The organism is Moraxella sp. CTOTU48841, from assembly GCF_032061225.1.
Classification (GTDB): Bacteria; Pseudomonadota; Gammaproteobacteria; order Pseudomonadales; family Moraxellaceae; genus Faucicola; species Faucicola cinerea.
Genome location: NZ_DAMBFQ010000014.1, coordinates 19,672 through 34,329, shown reverse-complemented (window position 1 = coordinate 34,329; position 14,658 = coordinate 19,672). Strand labels below are relative to the sequence as shown.

General features: G+C 46.2%; 12 protein-coding genes. 4 read left to right on the top strand and 8 right to left on the bottom strand.

Annotated elements, in window-relative coordinates:
* Positions 1–123: 123 nt before the first annotated feature.
* Genes RT034_RS10285 through cysM form a run of 3 tightly spaced genes read right to left on the bottom strand, consistent with a single transcriptional unit; the run spans position 124 to position 2,671 of the window.
* Positions 124–828: a fumarylacetoacetate hydrolase family protein gene (locus RT034_RS10285; protein WP_313016420.1), complete on the bottom strand. Its 705-nt coding sequence runs from the start codon at positions 826–828 to the stop codon at positions 124–126.
* On the bottom strand, positions 825–1,694 hold the full coding sequence (locus tag RT034_RS10280) for a 3'-5' exonuclease (RefSeq protein WP_313016418.1): 870 nt from the start codon (positions 1,692–1,694) through the stop codon (positions 825–827). Before RT034_RS10280 ends, RT034_RS10285 begins: the two co-directional genes overlap by 4 nt.
* 53 nt (positions 1,695–1,747) lie before the next feature.
* Positions 1,748–2,671, bottom strand: coding sequence for a cysteine synthase CysM (gene cysM / locus RT034_RS10275; protein ID WP_188875379.1), 924 nt, complete (start codon positions 2,669–2,671; stop codon positions 1,748–1,750).
* Positions 2,672–3,049: 378 nt separating this feature from the next.
* Between cysM and RT034_RS10270 the strand changes: the two genes are divergently transcribed.
* The 3 genes from RT034_RS10270 (at position 3,050) to RT034_RS10260 (ending at position 9,138) form a co-directional block, all read left to right on the top strand.
* Complete coding sequence (locus tag RT034_RS10270) at positions 3,050–6,343, top strand: ATP-binding protein (protein ID WP_313016415.1); 3,294 nt, start codon at positions 3,050–3,052, stop codon at positions 6,341–6,343.
* A 192-nt stretch (positions 6,344–6,535) separates the two neighbouring features.
* Positions 6,536–7,441 carry a crotonase/enoyl-CoA hydratase family protein gene (locus tag RT034_RS10265; RefSeq protein WP_313016413.1) on the top strand — a complete coding sequence of 302 codons (906 nt, stop codon included), beginning with the start codon at positions 6,536–6,538 and terminating at the stop codon, positions 7,439–7,441.
* A gap of 38 nt (positions 7,442–7,479) precedes the next feature.
* Positions 7,480–9,138 (top strand): phospholipase D family protein, encoded by a 1,659-nt coding sequence (locus RT034_RS10260; RefSeq protein WP_313016412.1) that lies wholly within the window; start codon positions 7,480–7,482, stop codon positions 9,136–9,138.
* Between the two features lie 38 nt (positions 9,139–9,176).
* On the opposite strand, the gene RT034_RS10255 is transcribed toward RT034_RS10260, so the two are convergent.
* The 4 genes from RT034_RS10255 to ubiG form a co-directional block, all read right to left on the bottom strand.
* Positions 9,177–9,443, bottom strand: a complete 267-nt coding sequence (locus tag RT034_RS10255) for a DksA/TraR family C4-type zinc finger protein (RefSeq protein ID WP_144918554.1) — start codon at positions 9,441–9,443, stop codon at positions 9,177–9,179.
* A gap of 92 nt (positions 9,444–9,535) precedes the next feature.
* The gene (locus RT034_RS10250) at positions 9,536–10,306 is read right to left on the bottom strand and encodes a YciK family oxidoreductase (RefSeq protein WP_095356302.1); all 771 of its coding nucleotides are present in this window, start codon (positions 10,304–10,306) and stop codon (positions 9,536–9,538) included.
* Positions 10,307–10,418: 112 nt separating this feature from the next.
* The gene (locus RT034_RS10245) at positions 10,419–11,129 is read right to left on the bottom strand and encodes an HAD family hydrolase (protein WP_313016409.1); all 711 of its coding nucleotides are present in this window, start codon (positions 11,127–11,129) and stop codon (positions 10,419–10,421) included.
* Positions 11,130–11,169: 40 nt separating this feature from the next.
* Complete coding sequence (gene ubiG / locus RT034_RS10240; protein WP_007116237.1) at positions 11,170–11,904, bottom strand: bifunctional 2-polyprenyl-6-hydroxyphenol methylase/3-demethylubiquinol 3-O-methyltransferase UbiG; 735 nt, start codon at positions 11,902–11,904, stop codon at positions 11,170–11,172.
* A 496-nt stretch (positions 11,905–12,400) separates the two neighbouring features.
* Between ubiG and RT034_RS10235 the strand changes: the two genes are divergently transcribed.
* Entirely contained in the window at positions 12,401–13,024 is a 624-nt protein-coding gene (locus RT034_RS10235) for a thiol:disulfide interchange protein DsbA/DsbL (RefSeq protein ID WP_040403627.1), read from the top strand.
* A 137-nt stretch (positions 13,025–13,161) separates the two neighbouring features.
* Here RT034_RS10235 and RT034_RS10230 read toward each other — a convergent pair whose 3' ends face one another.
* Positions 13,162–14,616, bottom strand: a complete 1,455-nt coding sequence (locus RT034_RS10230) for a phosphohexomutase domain-containing protein (protein ID WP_313016406.1) — start codon at positions 14,614–14,616, stop codon at positions 13,162–13,164.
* Positions 14,617–14,658: the final 42 nt, after the last annotated feature.

Genomic DNA, 14,658 nt, shown 5'->3' with positions numbered 1-14,658 from the left:
TTTCACTACGTCAATTATGGCTGGGTCTAGTGAGCATACTTTTTAGACCACAGCCTAAAATTAATCATTTTAATAAGAAAGGCGCTATTACTAGCGCCTTTTTTCATCTTTTACACTACTTTTTTACACAACCACCAATTCAATTTTACCCAGTCCGTCAATTTGCGCAAGGATGGTATCGCCTTTCACCACCGCACCCACGCCCGCTGGTGTCCCTGTAAAAATTAAATCCCCTGCTTTGAGTTCAAAAAACTCAGATAAATTGGCAATGGTCTCTGCCACATTCCAGATTAACTGATTGATATTGCCTTGTTGTTTGGGCTCGCCATTCACCGCCAGTGAAATATTTGCTTGTTGTATCCGAGCAACGCTAGCAACGGGATAAATTTCGCCAATGGGTGCCGAATAGTCAAACGCCTTGCCAATCTCCCACGGGCGACCCGATTTTTTCATTTCGTTTTGCAAGTCGCGGCGCGTCATGTCGAGCCCCACGGCATAGCCAAAAATCAAGTTATGTGCCTGTGCTACACTCACATTGGCACCATCTTTGCCAATCGCAACCACCAATTCTACTTCATAATGTAGCGCTTGCGTTTTAGTCGGATAAGGCAATTGGGCAACGCTATCGGGTCGAACCGCAATAATCGACTCGCTGTCACTGGCTTTACAAAAGAAAAATGGCGGCTCACGGTCTGGGTCACTCCCCATTTCTCGGGCGTGGTCGGCATAGTTGCGCCCCACGCAATACACGCGGCGGACAGGAAAGGTTTGCTCAGATTGATGGATGGGCAGTGCCACCACTTGGCTGGGTGGAAAAATGGTATTCATGGTGATTCTACTTGGTTGGTTGGGGTATCAGATGGCGGCTGGGTGATGGCAATATCAGTGATATGTTGGTCATCTGCTAAATTGCTAGCAGGTTGCCACGCTTGCAAAAATTTATCATGGCGCAGGCTATTGTCTTGATTGGTGAACGATTGCAGATAGTCTCGGGTGGTGGATTCCCATTGCTCGCTTTGCTCAGCTGAAAATTGTCCCGTGAGTCGTTGGTAGCGCAAAAAAATCAGCCAAGTGTTGAGCACATCGCTCTCGCAATAAGTGGTGAGCTTATCCCATGCTTCTGCTTGCACCATAGGCACCACATCATAGCCGTCCAACGCTTGCTTGCCTGCAAAGCCGCATAGGGATGCCACGACATCGAGTTTTTGCGACGTGCTATTCATGGCAAGTTTTACCATCAAATCGGTATGACGGTCATGATACCGGTTGATATAGTTGTTGTATCTCATCTCACCGGTTTGGCTAAACAGCTTGGGCGCGGTTAGACCATGCTGTAACGCCCGATACACCATAACCGGTATATCAAAGCCCTTGCCATTCCAGCTCACCAACAACGGATTTTTTTCGATGGCATTAAAAAAGGTTTGAATCATTTGCGCTTCGCTATGGTCAGCCAGCGACAGCGATTTGAGGGTCATTTTACCACCCGCCACCCACAACACCGAAAGACAAGCGATTTGGTGCAAAGGCAGGGGCATAAAAGGATGCCCAACATCTTGCTCACGCAGTGCCATAAGCTTGGTCATGGCATCGTTATCCGATAACCCAGCTAACTCAGGGTATAGCCGCTTGCCTGTGGCAACATCGGGTATGGTTTCGATATCAAATACTAAAATCGGCGCTGGCGTAGCCATAATACTTCCTTGTTAGTTTCTGCTTTATGATTTCTGCTTTAGTTTATTGGGTATTAAGCGTCATCTTTAACACCAAACAACCCTGTTGATAGATAACGATCGCCACGGTCACAGACGATAAATGCAATCACCGCATTTGGGTGTTCTTTAGCGATTTGGTACGCTGCCCACGCCGCACCACCTGATGATACCCCCGCAAAAATCCCTTCTTCGCGGGCAAGCTTACGCATAAACACTTCCGCATCGTGCTGCTCGATGTCCATCACCCTATCCACCAAACTTGGCTCAAAAATCTTTGGCAAATAGGCGGCTGGCCATCGGCGAATCCCTGCGATATTAGCGCCTTCAGCGGGCTGTAAACCGATAATTTGCACATTTGGGTTTTGTTCTTTTAGGTATTTGGACACGCCCATGATGGTGCCTGTGGTACCCATTGAGCTAATAAAGTGGGTAATTGTGCCATTGGTTTGCTGCCAAATCTCAGGACCTGTGGTCAGATAATGCGCTTGTTTGTTGTCAGGGTTGTTAAACTGGTCGAGTACGATGCCTTTGCCTTCTGCCTGCATTTGCTGGGCAAGGTCGCGTGCCGACTCCATGTTATCGACTTCAATCAATGTCGCCCCATACGCTGCCATCGCGTCTTTACGCTCTTGGGTAGAGTTGCTAGGCATAATCAGCGTCATGGCATAGCCGCGCATTGCTGCGACCATCGCAAGGGCGATGCCTGTATTGCCACTGGTGGCCTCAATGATGGTGTCGCCTGGCTTGATAGTGCCGCGCAGTTCCGCTTGATAAAACATGTTATAGGCAGGGCGGTCTTTCACTGAGCCCGCTGGGTTGTTGCCTTCAAGTTTGGCAAGCAGCGTGGCTGTGCCTTGGTCGGTTTGCGGTGCAAATCGCGCCAGCTTGACCAGTGGCGTATGTCCAATGCAGTCATTGAGCGTGCTGGTTTCAGTGATGAAATTATTATGGGTCATAAGACAACCTTAGTTTTTGGCCATGAACTTTTGATAATACGAGCTTTGAGTAGATGCATTTAGTATAGCTTATAGATTAGCTAACGTTGATTAGTTTTTTTAACAGTAATTTTTTTGGATTGCGCGCGTAGTTTAGCAAAATTCGTATCACCCGTCAGTGGCGAATCATGATTATTGTGCAAGTCATTTTTCCACCGCTACCCCATCTGATTTTATCTCGATTTTTTGCTAGGGTATAGACTTGTCAAAAATTTACTTGCGACAAAAACCCCAGCGACACAAGCAAAATTGGCTAAAATCCTATAAAATGAAACGCTATACCCCAAAACCCTGATAAAAAATCTGATGCCTAAATTAGGCTGATGCAAGGCTAGCAATGTGAGCAAACGATTTCACTTGGATTTTTCCACCGCTTATGGACAGTTGATACTGTTGGTGTTTTTGCCGATTAGCGTACTCGCCTTGACGGGTGGTTTTTTGGTGTTATCGGATACCAGCCGTGCTGCGCGTACCATTCAGCAATCAACCGCCGATAATTTGCTGGTGACTCTGCAGCCAGTCGCCGCTTCTATGCAGACGAATCTGATTAAAATCAACCAAGCGCTATCTACAACTAGCACTCAGCCTAATAGCAATAATGCCTCAAGTAAAGATAGCGCAAATAAAGCTGAGCTGTCACCCAAAGAACTGGCGGCGCTACAAGCCAATTTGCAATTTGCCCTACAAAATGCCATCAACGACAAACACTTGCAAGGTGTGGCGATTGTCAACGAACAAAGTAAAGTGTTGGTCAGTTTTGGGGATTTGTCACAACAGCCCAATCCGCGCTTGTTGCCTTTTTTGGGACGACATCTGCAAGCGCAAAGCAATACACAGCAAACTTATTTGCTGACGCAGCTCAACACCCAATCCAACGGCCTGTTTAATAGCAAGGGTAGTAGCTTATTTGGTCGAAAATTGGTACTAAGCGCGCCCGCCCCACTACCGACCTTGTGGCTTATTGTCAATATTGATAATGAGCCGCTACAAGTGGCTCGCTATCAAGTGATGTTAGCGTTAGCGATTACCGGACTCTTTACTATTTTACTGCTGCTATTGACTACCCACATATATGCTAGACGCTGGATTGCGCCGATTTATGAGATGCGGTTACATTTGCAGCGCACCAACGCCAACAACCTGTATAAACCGATGACCATCAACGCCAGCGGTGAAATCAACCAACTGCAACAGGATTTGGTCAAGACCTTAAGACGTCTGCACAAAAGTTTCCAAGAACTCAAAAATCACGCCGAACAGACCGAAGATGATTTGCGATTGGCTTTTGACGAGATGGAAATGCAAAACATCTCAATTCGCAATGCGCGTGATGCCGCGGTTTCAGCCAGTCAAACCAAATCGGCATTTTTAGCCAATATCAGTCACGAGTTACGCACCCCACTTAACAGTATTGACGGCTTTATCAACCTATTATCCCGTCATGGCGGCTTAAATGCCGAGCAAGACTTGTACGTGCAAACGATTCGTAAGTCTTCAGCGCACCTATTAGCCTTGGTCAATGACGTGCTTGATTTTTCTAAGATTGAAGCCGGTAAATTGGTACTAGATAGTCATGAATTTGACCTGTATGCCAGTATCTACGATGTGGTGGATATGCTATCGCCACTGGCGGCGGAGAAAGATTTACGCCTGGCGGTGTTCTTCTATGACGATGTGCCGCATTATTTGGTGGGGGATGCGTTACGCACTAAGCAAGTGTTGACCAATCTTGTTAACAACGCCATCAAATTTACCGATGATGGCGAGGTCATTGTGCGGGTCAGTCTGGATGATGACATCGATGATTTAATTCATATCAGTGTGCAAGACACAGGGCGCGGGATTTCGCCTGAGCATCAAAAAGTGCTGTTCCAAAGTTTTTCGCAAGGCGATCCTTCGATTACTCGCCAGTACGGTGGTACGGGGCTAGGGTTGGTGATTTCAAAACAGCTTACCTATCTGATGGGCGGCAATATTGGTTTTTATGACAACGCCACTGAGCAAGCGGGTGATGCGAGCCAATCGCACAAAATCAAAGGCACGACGTTTTGGTTTACCTTGCCGATGAGCATCAGTAACCAAGAGCAGCAGCGGCTGCTTATCCATGACCCCATTTGGCAGTTACCCGCCATCGTCCCGCCAAAAACCGATGCCGGTTATATGGCGGCTGATGCTATCGCTGCGGTAAATATCTTGGTTTGGATTGACCATCCTGCAAGCTTACAAGTATTAAAAGGCTCATTGCGCGAATTACCGATTGCCATTACTACCGCAAGTACGCTAGCAAGCCTACTTGAATCGCTCAAAGAAACAGGCAATCATTGGGATTGGGTCATCGTGGACAATGGTACCACTGAGGATACCACGTCGCTGCTCAAACAAGTACGCTTACATTATGCCGGTAAATTGCTACTATTTGGCTATCAAGTCAATCTTGAGCCAGAATTATTGTCGCGTTACCAAGCACAAGCCTTGTATCAGCCGCTCGATCGTCGCCAACTTTATCAGCTGCTCGATAGCAATTCTGCCAGCAGCCAAGAGCTTACACTGCCGCAGTGGCATGGCTTTACTGTGCTTGCCGTGGATGACCATCTGCCCAATTTATTGGTACTAGAAGCGTTATTGGCTGAGCTGAGCATTAATGTGGTGACGGTTAATAGTGGGTTTGATGCCATTGAATACATCACTACCCACCAGTCACAAAGCGATACTGCCGTGGATTTAATTTTTATGGACATTCAAATGCCAAGAATGTCAGGCAGTGAAGCCGCTATCCAAATCCGTAAGGTTGAAACGCAAGCAGGACATCAACATATTCCGATTATTGCCCTGACCGCACATAGTCTATCGGATGAACGCGATACATTATTGGCGTCTGGGATTGATGACTATGTGGGCAAACCAATCAGTCAAGCCCAGTTATTGCAAATCCTGCAACGCTGGTTGGGTAAACACAGCACGTCCGTGTCCGCTGATGTGACTTTTGACTCAACCGCTGATGTGGCTTCTGGCAAGTCTGCTATCAACTCACCCATCTCGGCGCGGTCGATAGCGTCTATAGTGTCTGGGGCAAATCACCCGCGTACTGCACCTGCAACCCCTAAAGAGAATGCCGTATTTGCTCATACGCCATTAGCCGCCTCAGCGACCACCACCGATGACAACGCTAATCTGCCAAGCCTACCATCGGTCAGCAGTCAGCATAGCGCTGAGTCACTAGCAAGTCTTGCGGTCATTGATTGGGATGATGCGGTGATGCGGGTAGCAGGTAAGCCTGATTTGGCAGCCAACTTAATTACCTTGCTGATTGAGTCGATTGAGCAGGAAAAAAGTGACTTGCAGCAGGCTTGGCAGCGCCACGACAGGCAAGCCTTGTCCCACGCGGCGCATCGCATTTTAGGGGCGAGTCGTTATACGGGCGTACCACAGCTACGCCAAGCTAGCCAAAATCTTGAAGACAAGTGCTTGCTAAATATCAACAATAGCTCACCTGCGCAATTTGCCATTTTGGCACCTTATTATGAGCAAATGCTACAAGCGCTCGATAACTTGGCACAGGCTGATTTGAGTCAATTCCCTGCACTCAAATATGCCCAGCTCAAAGAAAACGACATGACCTGGAAGATGATTTAACACCCATCACCACAATGCCACCTAGGTTTGGCATACTTGCTATTCCACGTTACCTTTCTTAAACGTATCGTCCGATATCGCCTCTTGTGCCCAACCAACAAAATCAGTAAAGTGAGATTAATGATTGCAAATCATTGCGTTTTCGCAACATTTTTTTAAGTGTATTGGGTTGGTCAAATTTTAAGGATGCGTATGTCGGTTTTGTCGGTATCAAAAATATTGCCGGGTGTAGGGTTTTTGCCATTTTCTCAGCGTGCTACTGCTTCATCTTTAGCGCAGCGTGTCAAAGCTGCAAACGATAACCTTGCACCCGATGTGCGGTTGGAACTTAGCGGTGATGATAGCGTCATTGTTTGGCTGACACGGATTGACAAGCGCAATGCGTTAAGTTTTGCGTTGATGGATAAGCTCATTGATTTAGCCCACCTGCTCACCACATGGACGGACGTGCGGGCGGTGATTTTGGCAGGTGAAGGTAAAAGCTTTTCTACCGGCATTGATTTGGCGGATTTAAACAACCCAAAAAACCTAAAACAGGTCGCTTGGGAGCTTATTAAACCGTTTCAAAGTAAATTTCAACAAGTGTGTCTTGTGTGGCGAGAACTGCCGATGCCTGTCATCAGTGTATTGCATGGACATTGCCTTGGCGCAGGGCTACAGTTGGCACTGGCGACCGATATCCGTATCGCCACAGCGGATTGCCAATTTGCCATTATGGAAGCCAAATGGGGACTGGTGCCGGATATGGGACTGACCCAGTCTGCGATGGGAGTGCTACGCGCCGATATCGTCAAGGAATTAGCGATGACGGCACGGATTTTTGACGGTCAGCAAGCCTTTGACTACGGTGTGGTCAGCCATCTAAGCGACACGCCAATGGAAGTTGCGAAGAATTTGGTCGCAGAATTAAGCAATCGCTCCCCCGATGCCGTCTTGGCGAGCAAACGCATCATCAATACCATGTATCACACGCCTGCAACAACTTTGTATCAAGAAAAACTGTGGCAAATCAAATTACTGCTGGGACAAAACCGCAAGCTTGCCGTCAAAAAGGCCAAGGATGAAACCGTCAAATTTATTGGGCGTCAATTTAACTAATTTAACCCATGGCTTAATTGACTTTGGTGAGTGCCATCATGCTAAGACCCCTGTTCAAACGTCGTCTTATTTTTTTAGCCAGCCTATTTTTGGTATGTATGGCGATTTTGTTTTTTATCGCCTGGTGGGGTCGTCTGCCTGCCAACACGGGCAAATCCAGCACCTATCAAACCGCTGTCATTACCAAAAACAATCAAAAAACGGTGGCAACCGATATGCCACCTGATGAGCCCTCCAGCCGTTTTCGCCAATTTGGCTCGCAAAGCATGGCCGATGGCATCGCAGAGTTGGTTAAAAGCAATCCAAAAAAAACGGGCGTTTATCCCTTGCCAGATGGTATGGATGCGTTTGCCGCACGTATGCTACTCATTAGCACCGCAGAAAAAACGCTAGATGTGCAGTATTATATTTGGAATAACGACATCACTGGCAATCTGATGTTCCAAGCCATCAAAGAAGCGGCAGAGCGCGGTGTGCGCGTGCGATTATTAATAGATGACAACAATACCCGTGGTCTCGACCCAACGCTGTGGGTACTTAATGAACACCCCAATATTGAAGTAAGATTGATGAACCCCAATCGTTTTCGCTCGTGGCGCTGGCTAGGGTTTGTGGGCGATTTTGAGCGGCTCAATCATCGCATGCACAATAAATCCATCACCGCCGATAGCCAAATCACCATCACAGGCGGGCGCAATATCGGGGATGAGTATTTTTCTTTAAACCAAGAGATGGTATTTTCTGACCTAGATGTGCTGATGGTTGGGCATATTGTACCGCAAATGTCACAAGCGTTTGACCAATATTGGAACCATAAACTGGCTTTTCCTATCACCGATTTGGTCGAAAAACCTGAGCCATCTGCCCTAAACCAAGTGTTTACCCCAAAAACTCAAAAAGCTGATAAACCCGCATCACAACAACTCGACCCTGTGCTAAAGCTGAAAAACGACTATCTAAAGCGCTTGGTGGCAATCGACTTTGTCAACCAAATCAAACAACAAAAATTGCCGCTCTACTGGGCAAGCGTCCAGCTATTGACGGACAATCCTGACAAACTCGGCAGCAAAGCTAACACCCAAGGATTAAATATCAACCAAAGCTTAGGTAAAATCAGCCGTGAACTCAATTTAATCTCTGCGTATTTTGTCCCCACGGAGCAAGGCAAAGACTATTTTATCAACCTTGCAAAAAAAGGCGTAGCGGTGAATATTTTGACCAATGCCATGAGCGCCACCGATGTCAAGCTTGTGCATTCTGGCTATGCCAAACACCGCAAAGACTTACTCAAAGCTGGTGTCAAGCTATATGAGCTCAAGCCCAATGCCATCAAAGACAATCTGCGTGATTCATACTTGACGGGAAGCTCTGCAACCAGCTTACATGCCAAAACATTTGAAAGCGATGGTGAAAAGGTGTATATCGGCTCGTTCAACTTTGATCCACGTTCAGCCTTGACCAATACCGAACTTGGCGTTGCCATCACCCACCCTGTACTTGCCAACAAAATCCGCAATGAATTTTTGCAAGCCTTGCCAACAACCAGCTACACCTTGTCGCTCAAAGATGACAATATTCAGTGGTCAACGCTCGAGAACGGTCAAACCGTCACGTATGATGAAGAGCCACAAACCAAGCCTTGGCAGCGTACGCTAGTATGGATGCTATCGCACCTGCCGCTTGAAAAATTTTTATAAGCTGTCATTGTTATGAACGACAACGTTAGCCAATACGCTTAGCGCAATTGGCTATCTTTACTACCACGGCGATTAAATAGCTCAACTTTCTGCTGATGCTGTTCTAGCGATTGTTGACAATGCACGCACAAGCGCACCCCAGGCATCGCAAGACGCCGTGCTTCGGGAATCGGGGCATCGCACTCCTCACAATGAGTTAGACTCTCACCCTGTGGCAATGCCCGTTTTGCCCGTTCAATTGCGTCATTAATAGTCGCTTCAATTTGTTCGTTTTCTGCACCATCCGCAGCCCAACCACTTGCCATATTTTTCCTTAGATTTTAATAGTTTAACTATAATAATATGGTAGTGGTTTTATCAAATTTCAATAGCGTATCAAAGCTGTCATCGCGCCATTTTATTGTGGTTGTAAATCAATCACCTGACCTTTGATACCTGCCGCTTCATCAGTCATCAAGGCAACATACGCACTCATCAAGTCTTCGGGTGCAAGTAAGGTATTGGGGTTTTCGCTCGGATAAGCAGCAGCCCGCATTTGGGTACGCGTGGCACCGGGATTGATGCAGTTAAAGCGCAGGGTGGTGGTTTTTTGGGTTTCTTGGGTGAAAATATCGCTCATCCCTTCTACTGCCAATTTTGACAGCGCATACGCTCCCCAAAACGCGCGTGGACGGCTGCCAACACTACTAGAGGTAAACACCACTGAGCCACTTTGTGCAGATTTGAGTAGTGGTAGCAAAGCTTGGGTAAGGGTAAAGGTGGCATTAAAATTGACTTTCATTACCTGCTCAAAAATAATCGGGTCATACATTTCAAGTGGGGTCAATACACCGAGCAACCCTGCATTGTGTAAAACACCGTCCAAATGCCCGACTTCACGCTCAATCAAAATCGCCAATTGCTGCATTTCAGTGTAGCTTGCGCTCTCTAAATTCATCAGTAGCATGGCAGGCTCAGCACCGCCTTCTGCTTCAATTAGGTCATACACGGCTTCAAGCTTGCTCGCGGTTTTGCCAAGTAGTAGCACGGTCGCGCCATATTTTGCATAGCTTAGCGCTGCTGCTTTACCGATGCCATCACCTGCCCCTGTGACCAAAATATTTTTACCTTTTAGACAATCGGCAGGTGGGATAAAGTTACGGATATCATCATGCGTTGCTAAAGTCATAGTTTCCTCAAAATTTTTCTCAAAAGCTTGCTAAAAAATTCCCTGAAAATCGGGCAAATTGTTAACACCTTGTCTATGCATCAAGCGCCTAGTCGCTTGTTCAGGTATCCACTCAAGCATCCGTCCAATCGCCCAGCAAAGCGGTCAATTCAGCGACGCTATGGATTATATTATCTGCGCCCCAACTGCCCAAATCCGCTTGGTCTTCAGGGGGAATATAGCCATAAGCTGCCAAAATCGTACGCATATTCGCCGCTTTGCCCGCTTGAATGTCACGAATATGGTCACCGACATACACACAATTTTTAGGCTGTAACTGACGCCCAAGTTGTTCATTCAACCATGCTACTGCCAAATACATGGGCTCTGGGTCAGGTTTGGTATGTTTGACATCATCAGGGCATACCAGTACAGCACAACGCTCAGTTAGCTGAAGTTTCTCTAATAAATTTTCCGCCAAATAACGCGGCTTATTGGTGACAATGCCCCATACAATGCCACGTGATTCCAAGTTTTTTAGCAGCGAATCAAGCCCATCAAACAAGCGGCTATCGACACAGATATCAGCTTCATAGGTGTCCAAAAACTCTTGCCGATAAGCCAGCAAGGTTGGGTCATCCTCAGTCACATTGGCAAGCTCGCCAAACATCAGCTTGACCATCGCTCTGGCGCCTGCAGAAACTTGCTCGCGAATGGCGGTATTACTGGGTGCTGGGTGCTGGTGTTTGGCGCACATCACCTTAATAATCCGAATAAAATCAGGTGCCGTATCAATCAAGGTACCATCAAGGTCAAACAATACGGCTTGGCATTTTTCAGTCATTTTTTGCTCAAATCAACGATTAATATTTAAGTAAAGCCAACTACTGAGGTTTGTAGACTGCCATCATGTAGTTAACGTCAACATTTTGTGCCAGCCAATAGTGCTTGATAAGTGGATTGTAATGTAAACCAATTAAATCTTGACGTTTGCAGCCTGCCCGCTGGGCAAAACGATCTAACTCAGCTGGGGTGATGAATTTTTCATAATCATGTGTGCCGCGTGGCAGCAAGCGTAATAGGTATTCAGCGCCAATCACCGCAAACAGGTAGGATTTTGGGTTGCGATTGATGGTTGATAGTACCAATACACCATTGGGTTTGAGCAGGGTAAAACAGGCATTGATAATTGACTGCGGGTCTGGCACGTGCTCGAGCATTTCCATACACGTCACCACATCAAACTCACCAGCGTGCGCTTTGGCAAAATCTTCTACAGCGACACAAGCAAAATCAATCGCTTGGCTAGTTTGTTCGGCATGGATTTGTGCTGCCTTGATATTGGCTTCTCCCAAATCAATACCCGTCACCGTGGCGCCGCGCACTGCCATGCTATGTGACAAAATACCACCACCACAGCCGACATCTAACACTTTTTTGCCCGTTAATCCTGATTGCTGGCGGGCGATGGTTTGCTGTTCAATCCAGTTTAAGCGTAGCGGATTGATTTGGTGCAAGGTGGCAAACGCGCCTGATTTGTCCCACCATTCATTGGCAAGGTCGGTGAATTTTTGTACTTCTTGTAAGTCGACGTTTTGCTGTAGGTTCGGTTGTGTCATGATGATAGTTCCGTTTGATTTTTACTTCGCTATTTTTTTAATTCGATACTTTTTACTTTAATAACATGTTATCGCGTTTTTTGAAATGCGGTTGCTCGCTAACCACAATTGCTATCAAAAATAGCCTTATTCTAACAGTTTTTAGCCCATGCGCTGTAGAATTTATGTGGCAGGCTGATAGCGTAAAATTGTAGCGTAAAATAGCTGATGACTACCCAGCCGCATAACCGCCCAACTTTAAGTATGACTGGTAAAATAAACTTAAAAAAATATACTTTGTAATTTAGAAAATTTAATTAACATATTGCTTATGTTTTTCACCACTGTAGTTTTTTTTAGTTTACAAAGTATTACACTTAGGCACATCCTTAATTTATGATAGTATAACGCGCAGGTATTTTCGTATTTTGAGCCCTGCTAGCAAGCGATTTTCTATAAGATACTATAAGATATGAGCCGTGCTAGACCCTATGATTTGACTGTTAATGAGGCAACCATGAAAAAATTAGCAATGACCGCAATCGCAGCCGCTATCGGCTTGACCAGTTTATCAACCCAAGCTGCAGATTTTGTAGCGGGTCAAGACTATAAGGTGCTTGCAAATCCAGAGAAAATTGAAGGCAATAAAATCATTGTTCGCGAATTTTTTTGGTATGGTTGCCCACACTGCTACAAATTAGAACCTTACATGGCACAGTGGTCAAAAAAATTGCCAGCTGATGTGGTGTTTATGCAGACGCCAGCTGCGATGAACCCTGTGTGGGAACAAAACGCGCGCGGTTTTTATGCCGCACAGTTGTTAGGCTATCAAGGCAAAACCCACCAAGCGATGTTTGACGCCATTCAAAAAGACCGCCAAAAATTGTTTGACCAAGCCTCTATCGGTCAATGGTACGCATCAAAAGGCGTGGATATCAATAAATTTAACAGCATGTACAATTCTTTTGCGGTGAATACCCGTATCGCGCGTTCAAAAGATGCGGCGCAGCGCTTCCAACTATCAGGGGTGCCTGCGGTTGTCGTTGATGGCAAATACGTGGTTGAGGGTGAGGATGGTAAAGTGCCACAAGTGGTTAACTATCTCATCAACAAAGCCCGTGCTGAGCGTGGCGGTAAATAATCCGACAGCCATTTGCTAAGGATTAATGGTTTTAGCCTAGATGGTTTTAGCTTAAATAGTAAAAAAGCCGTTTCATTGAATTAGCATTGAAACGGCTTTTTTTATAGGAGCGGCTTTTTTATGGTAGTTAATAAAACCTAGTGATCCGCTGGCGTGCCGCCTTGTGCCACAATCCAATTTTCTAGCTGTTTGGTTTTTTCATCCAATAGCGTTTTATCACCGCTTGCTTCGACATTGAGACGAATCAGTGGCTCAGTGTTAGAAGCGCGGACATTAAAGCGCCAGCGTGGAAAATTGACCGATAAGCCATCGAGTTTATCAAGGGTCGCCGTTTGGCTATCAAATTGTTGGTAGCTTTCTTCAAGTTTTGCCAACACCGCAGGCGCAGTGATACCGTCTAATTTAAAGTTAATCTCACCTGAGATAGGAAAGGCGGCAATCATCTCATCAACCAGTTGCGACAGTTTTTTTGGCGCCTCTGTTTTGCCTGATTTTGATAGCAGCTCAATCACCAATAACCAAGGAATCATACCACTATCGCAGTAGTTAAAATCGCGGAAATAATGATGCGCAGACATCTCACCGCCATACACTGCATTGTTTTCACGCATGATTTGTTTGATAAAAGAATGCCCTGACTTACTGATAGTCGCTTTGCCGCCTGCCGCCGCGATGACGCTTTCGGTATTTAAGATATTGCGCGGGTCATAGACAATCGCCTCGGCAGGATTTTTATCCAAGAAAGCTTTGGCAAGCACCCCCACTACATACGTGCCTTCCAAGAATCGAGCGTTTTCATCAAAGAAAAAACAGCGGTCAAAATCGCCATCAAACGCAATCGCTAAGTCCGCTTTCTCTGCCAATAGCTTGTCTGCTGTCACTTTACGGTTGGCAATAATCATGGGATTGGGAATACCATTGGGAAAACTGCCATCGGGCGCATGATTGATTTTGATAAAATTAATAGGCGCGTTGGCAGCTTGTAGACGCTGCTCAAGCAAATCAATCGTTGGCGCGGCACTACCGTTGCCACAATTGACGACCACTGTCAAAGGTCGTAACGCGTTGACGTCAATATAGCTTATCAGGTGGTCGATATAGGCGGTTTTATCTTCTTTTAACTGATACTCGCCTTTAGTGGCTGCCGCTTTGAACGCGCCTTTTTCTGCGATTTGTTGAATGTCTGCCAAGCCGGTATCCGCGCTAATAGGTTTTGACTGTTCACGCACCAATTTTAGCCCGTTATAATTAATGGGGTTGTGACTGGCAGTCACTTCAATACCGCCAATCGCGCCATAGTGACTGGTGGCAAAATACACTTCTTCAGTGCCTGTCATGCCCAAATCAATCACATCAATACCCGCATCTAATATACCTTGAATAGTGGCTTTTTTGAGGGCTTCACTACTGGGCCGAATGTCACAGCCAATCACAATCGCGGGTTTTTGCTGATTTGATAGCGGTGCACTTAAAAATTGGGCGAAAGCACGTCCGATACGGTAGGCAATGTCCTCGTCAAGATTTTTACCGAGTTCACCGCGGATGTCATAGGCTTTAAAAGACGAAATTGTGATGGGAGAAAAATCATTCATATACGTGGCTCATTGGATTAAGAATTAAGAATGTCATTCAAT

Bases quoted from the DNA above. Each gene is read 5' to 3' on its own strand.
- RT034_RS10285 (WP_313016420.1), bottom strand. From the start codon at position 828: ATGAATACCATTTTTCCACCCAGCCAAGTGGTGGCACTGCCCATCCAT.
- RT034_RS10280 (WP_313016418.1), bottom strand. From the start codon at position 1,694: ATGGCTACGCCAGCGCCGATTTTAGTATTTGATATCGAAACCATACCC.
- cysM (WP_188875379.1), bottom strand. From the start codon at position 2,671: ATGACCCATAATAATTTCATCACTGAAACCAGCACGCTCAATGACTGC.
- RT034_RS10265 (WP_313016413.1), top strand. From the start codon at position 6,536: ATGTCGGTTTTGTCGGTATCAAAAATATTGCCGGGTGTAGGGTTTTTG.
- RT034_RS10260 (WP_313016412.1), top strand. From the start codon at position 7,480: ATGCTAAGACCCCTGTTCAAACGTCGTCTTATTTTTTTAGCCAGCCTA.
- RT034_RS10255 (WP_144918554.1), bottom strand. From the start codon at position 9,443: ATGGCAAGTGGTTGGGCTGCGGATGGTGCAGAAAACGAACAAATTGAA.
- RT034_RS10250 (WP_095356302.1), bottom strand. From the start codon at position 10,306: ATGACTTTAGCAACGCATGATGATATCCGTAACTTTATCCCACCTGCC.
- RT034_RS10245 (WP_313016409.1), bottom strand. From the start codon at position 11,129: ATGACTGAAAAATGCCAAGCCGTATTGTTTGACCTTGATGGTACCTTG.
- ubiG (WP_007116237.1), bottom strand. From the start codon at position 11,904: ATGACACAACCGAACCTACAGCAAAACGTCGACTTACAAGAAGTACAA.
- RT034_RS10235 (WP_040403627.1), top strand. From the start codon at position 12,401: ATGAAAAAATTAGCAATGACCGCAATCGCAGCCGCTATCGGCTTGACC.
- RT034_RS10230 (WP_313016406.1), bottom strand. From the start codon at position 14,616: ATGAATGATTTTTCTCCCATCACAATTTCGTCTTTTAAAGCCTATGAC.